Below are 4,337 nucleotides of genomic sequence, written 5' to 3'. Positions count from 1 at the left end.
TGGAATGTGCTGGGGGACGCGCCGGGGTGCGCGGCCGGCGCGCGGGACTGCCGCCAGCGGTGCAGCCGCAGCCCCGCCGCGACGGCGTGGGCGGCCGCGCCGGCCACGAGCACGAGAAGCCACAGCATCCCGGCGACGGACGTCACCGCCGCCAGGAGCAGCAGCAGGATCAGCAGCGGGACGATCCCGGCGATCAGCAGCAGCCCGCAGCCGCGCCGCTCGGTCCGCCGCGCGGCGCCGGACATCGTCCGGGACGCCTTCGACAGGCCCCGCCCGCCCGCGCCGAGCGCCTTGGAGATCCACGACCACGGGCCGTACCGCAGATAGTCCGCGCCCTGCGCGCGCGCCAGCATCACCTCGCCGCCGCACTGGACCGCCCAGGCGAGAACGGAGGACACGGCCAGCGTCCAGAACGGCACGGACGAGGAACGCTGGGAATGGAACCCGACCGAGGCCGTGCCCGTGCTGTTCCCGCCGCCACCGCCGAACAGGGCGTCCACCAGCGCGCTTCCGAGGAGCCAGAGGAGAAGGACGGGCAGTGTCCACAGCACGGCGCGGGTCACCGCCGCGCCGCGTCCCGCGAGCCGCCGCCGCTCCCGCTCGGCCCACTGCGCGCTCAGGGTCTGGTCGCGTTCCTCGGCGGCACGCCGGTCCCGCGCGCGCGCCTCCGCCTCCAGGACGGCCTCCGGCGCGGCCCGCATGACCGCGAGCAGCCGCAGCGGATCGTCGCCCGCCCCGTCCGCCATCCAGGCGAACCACGGCACCGGCTCCGGCACGGCGGCGCGCGCGCCGGCCGCCGCGTCCACTCACGGCCGAGCAGGCACGCGGTGCGGTGGTCGGGATGCCGCGGATCGGACGCGAGCGCGGCCAGGCCCGGCAGGTCCGCGCCGGTCAGCCGGCGGCCGAGATAGTGCGGTGGCAGCCCCGGGTCCAGCCACCGCACCAGGTGGAGCAGCTTCACGTCCGGGGGCAGCCGCGCCGCCAGTGCCCCGTCGACCAGCTCGATCCGGCTGTCGTCCGGGACGTCCGCGAGCCAGTCCCGAAGGCTGCGCCACGCCTCGCCGGACTCCCCGCGCCCGAAGAAATAGAGCGCGGCGTGCTCCCACTCCTCGACCAGCGCGCGCGCCAACTCGCCCCGGTCGTCGTAACGCCGCCCCTTGAAGGGAAGCCCCGCCCCCGGAGGCGCCGTGGTGGAAGGCGCCGTGGAAGGCGCCTCCTCCACCACGGGCGGTGAGCCGCCCTCGAGCCACAGGGCGACCTGCTCACCCGTCCAGCGCCGCCGCGGATCGCGGGCCAGCAACCCCCGGCACAGCAGCCGCAGCCGCGGATCAGCGACGTCGTCCGCCGACACCGGCCGGGTCGCGAGATGGTCGACCACCACCGTCTCGCTCAACCCGAGGAACGGCGCCCGCCCCGTCGCCAGCTCACGGACGATCATGCCGAGCGACCACCAGTCGCGGGCGGGCGACACCTGGCCCGACAGCGACTCCGGCGCGGCGTACGCCAGCGTCCGCGACGACGAGGCGAACACCACGCTCTGGTCGAGGACCTTGCTCAGCCCGAAGTCGGCGATCGCCAGCGCGAGCGGCGCCGTCCCGAGGACCAGGACGTTCTCCGGCTTCAGGTCGCGGTGCACGATGCCCGCCCGGTGCAGCGCCGTCAGGCCCTCCGCCAGCTGCGCCGCCATCTCGGCGACCGTCCCGGCGGGCAGCGGCTCCGCCATCAGCGCCCGCAGGTTCCCCTCCGGCGCGTACTCGGTGACCTCGTAGTCGCGGCCGTCCGCGTGCCCCGTCTCCAGGATCCGCAGCACGTGCGGCGAGTCGAGCGCGGGCAGCTTCGCCCACACCTCCCGGTCGGCGTCGTACCCGCGGCGGAAGATCTTCGCCACGTACTCGCCGTCCGGGACGTCGCCGCGCGGACGCACCAGGAGCAGATCGGACTCGGCGCCCTGCACCGGCAGCTCCGCCACCGCCTCGTACCGCTCGGCGAGCGCCGCGGGCAGCCGCAGCAGCGATTCGCCCGCCGCCGGCCCCTCCCGCCGCGTCGCCCCCGGGCCGGGGGCCGGGCGGGGCCCGGGCACCCTCGGGTCGCGCCGTGTCGCACCGGGATCCCGCCGCGTCTCACCAGGCACGCCGCCGCCCTCGCCGCGCCCCGTCCCGTCGCCCTCGCCCACCTGCACGTCCCGCCTAGATCTTGTCCTTGATGACCCGCAGGTGCTCGACCCCCTTGAAGCGGACGACCACCGCCTCCATGAGGATGCGGACGAGCAGCAGTTCGAACAGCCACACCAGCGGCGTGGAGACCACGAGCATGACGCCCCACGCCCACCAGTCGTCCCAGGTGGCGACCCACACGCCGAAGCTGAAGAACCCAAGGCACTGCAGGCTGATCAGCAACAGGGCCACGAGATACCAGAGTTTGATGAGCTTCGGTGTCACCAAGTAGTTGAAATTGGCATCGAACAGGGCGCCGATGAGTCCCTTTTCCGTTGGTTCGGAACGCGCCCAGGTCGGGGGGTGGGACTGGGGGCCCTGGGGTGGGGGTTGAGTTCGAGGCTGCGGCGGAGGCTGCACTGGGAACGGTCCGGTGCCGGTGTGGCTCGGGGGACGGGGGCCTGGGACCTGGCCGGGAGGCTGATGCGGGGGTGGCGGTGGGCCGTACGGCCCACCGGGAGGACCGGGCGCCGGCCGGTGCGGTGGGGGACCGGGGTCCGATGGGTTCGTCATCGCCGTCGTCTCCAGGGTGGGGCCGCCTACAGGGAGACTCTAGAGCCTGCGCGCGTCTCGTGCGGGTAGGCGGTGGGCCGGCCGGGGCCGTGCCGCGGTGGCCGGGGACGATACCGTCCGTGATGCCGGCTCGGGCGGCGAGTGGCGGGAAAGCGACACCGTCGCCGACTGAAACCTTCCAGGATAGCGATAGGCCCATGGCGAGGCCATAGGACCACAGGCCTATTCTCAGGTACTAGTGATGGGTCCCAGGCCTTAAAAAAAGGGTCTCGACCTGCCCATTTCCCTTTCAGTAATCTACTGTACAAGGGAAATTCATCGGCTTCGTATGGGGTGAATCGGAACGATCCACAGTGGGTTCTCATGCGTTTCTGCTGGACATCCGGTTCGTTCGTTTCTCTTGTTGATCTCGATGGATTCGCGCGGTTATCGTGATCTCGGTCGCCTGATGGTCGTCCCAGCGGGGGCCAGAGGAAACCAACGACGGACGCAATCGGCGCCCCGGAGGGTCTGGTGAGGAACGTGGCCGATCGGGGTCGCCCATGACCGCGGTCATGGTCCTCGACGACGTTCCGGGGCTCGGGGTCATCCGCGGCGTCGCGGCCGAGCGGGTGCCGGCCGGGTTCTCCCCGCTGTCGGACGAGGGGCTGGAGCTGACCGCCCGGATCGCCCACCGCCTGCGCGAACACCCGGCGGTGCTCGCGCTGTACCCCACCTGGCGGTCCGGGGAGGCCGAGGCGCTGCTGCGCTTCGCCCGCGCGTCGCTGCAGACGCCGCGGCTGGCCGCGGTGCCGGTCGACCTGCCGCCGCTCGCCCTGTCGCTGGTCGCGGACCAGCTCGCGTTCATGGCCCCCTATGTCAAGCCCGGCGTGCTGGCGAGCCTGGTGCCGCGGTTCGCGGAAGGCATCGTGGCCGGGGCGTGGGTGAACAGCGTCACTCGGCTGGAGCACGTGCGGACCGAGTTCAGCAAGCATCTCGCCTCGTACTTGCCGGGTAGTGAGTTCATGGTGACCTCGGCGCCACGCGCCGGGGTCCACCGCATCACGGACGCGCGCCCGGTGTCGGCCCGCGAGCAGGTACCCGTCCCGCCGGTACTGGTGCTGGCGGCCGACCACGGGGGAGACGCCGGCTGGGTGCGCGATCGGCTGGGGCCCGCGCTGGGCGCCGCGTCGGTCACCTTCGTCGACGACCAGCCCCTCGGGACGGAGTTCTGGCGCGCGAAGCGCTACGTCGAGTTCGTCGCGTTCAGCGGCGACAGCCGGGTGCTGCAGCAACTCGTCCGCCGGACGCCGTGCACGCCCTGCACCTGGTGCGGGGAGCCGGTGGGCCTGCCCGCCTGCCCCTTCTGCTCGATGATCCAGCAACGCGGCGCCACGCGGTCCACCGCGCCCGCGCCCGCCCCGGCGCCCTCGTCGCCGGCCCCGCCCGCCCATTCCGCGCCCGGCCCGGCGCCGTCCGCGCAGGTGCCGCCCGTCCAGGCGCCGTCCACCGAGGCGAAGCCGACCGAGGCGGCACCACCCGATCCCGCCGCACCCGTACCCGCACCCGCCGCGCCGTCCTCGCCCGGCGTCCGGCCGACCGCGCCCCTGCCCGGCGTCACCGTGCAGACCG

At 73.7% G+C, this 4,337-nt stretch carries 3 protein-coding genes; 1 reads left to right on the top strand and 2 read right to left on the bottom strand.

Annotated features, from left to right (window positions below; genetic code table 11):
• Positions 1-616 precede the first annotated feature (616 nt).
• Both E1291_RS39600 and E1291_RS44845 read right to left on the bottom strand, forming a co-directional pair.
• A complete protein-coding gene (locus E1291_RS39600) occupies positions 617-2,173 on the bottom strand; it encodes a protein kinase domain-containing protein (protein WP_242614667.1) in 1,557 nt (518 codons plus the stop codon).
• A 13-nt stretch (positions 2,174-2,186) separates the two neighbouring features.
• Complete coding sequence (locus E1291_RS44845; protein WP_207401199.1) at positions 2,187-2,726, bottom strand: DUF4282 domain-containing protein; 540 nt, start codon at positions 2,724-2,726, stop codon at positions 2,187-2,189.
• A 542-nt stretch (positions 2,727-3,268) separates the two neighbouring features.
• Here E1291_RS44845 and E1291_RS39590 point away from each other — a divergent pair.
• Positions 3,269-4,337, top strand: a 1,069-nt coding sequence (locus tag E1291_RS39590) for a hypothetical protein (RefSeq protein ID WP_131743143.1), incomplete at its 3' end; no start/stop codon positions are given.

It is taken from the genome of Actinomadura roseirufa (assembly GCF_900659635.1).
In the GTDB taxonomy this organism is placed as follows: domain Bacteria; phylum Actinomycetota; class Actinomycetes; order Streptosporangiales; family Streptosporangiaceae; genus Spirillospora; species Spirillospora roseirufa.
Note: the sequence above shows the minus strand (reverse complement) of the source record. Positions and strands in the feature narration are given on the sequence as shown.

Excerpts from the sequence above, each read along its gene's own strand:
- E1291_RS44845 (WP_207401199.1), bottom strand. The coding sequence starts at position 2,726 with ATGACGAACCCATCGGACCCCGGTCCCCCACCGCACCGGCCGGCGCCC.